This is a genomic window from Tsukamurella conjunctivitidis, assembly GCF_007858475.1.
GTDB lineage: Bacteria > Actinomycetota > Actinomycetes > Mycobacteriales > Mycobacteriaceae > Tsukamurella > Tsukamurella conjunctivitidis.
In genome coordinates, this window is sequence record NZ_VIGX01000315.1 from 1 (window position 1) to 513 (window position 513).

Consider the following 513-nt stretch of genomic DNA (forward strand, 5'->3'; position numbering starts at 1 on the left):
GCTGCGGCCCGCCCCGACGGCCTGGTCGGATGCCCTGAGCAGCTGTGCGGGACAGCACGCCTACATCCGCAGCCGGGGGGCGGCCTCCGCTGACCTGGACATCGCCCGCTTCCTGCTGCTGGACGGGTCCTTCCCCCGCTCCCTCCTCTTCAGCCTCGATGCCGTGGCCCACGCCCTGGACACCATCGACCGGGCGGACCCGGTGCGTGGACATGTCTCGGAGGCAACCCGCCTGGTGGGCCAGACCCGCTCCCGACTGCTCTACCGCGCCCCCGAGGCCACCTTGGAGGACCTTCCCGCACGCATGGCGGCGCTGGGCGCCACCTGCGCGGAGGTCAGTGCATGCGTCCAGGAGCGGTTCTTCGAGGGCACCGCCGCGACGCACTGGACGGGGGACCACCTGTGAGCAGGATCCGGATCGTGCACCACACCGGCTACACCTACACCGAGCCCACCCTCGCCTCCTTCAACGAGGCGCGCATGACCCCCGGAACGGACGCGGACCAGCACCTG

Annotated in this window: 2 protein-coding genes; both read left to right on the forward strand. The window is 71.7% G+C overall.

Annotated elements, in window-relative coordinates:
• The coding region (locus tag FK530_RS25555) for an alpha-E domain-containing protein (protein WP_166443340.1) at positions 1–406 on the forward strand (406 nt) is incomplete at its 5' end.
• A partial coding sequence (locus tag FK530_RS27265; protein ID WP_369123359.1) for a transglutaminase N-terminal domain-containing protein occupies positions 343–513 on the forward strand: 171 nt, incomplete at its 3' end. The genes FK530_RS25555 and FK530_RS27265, both read left to right, overlap by 64 nt.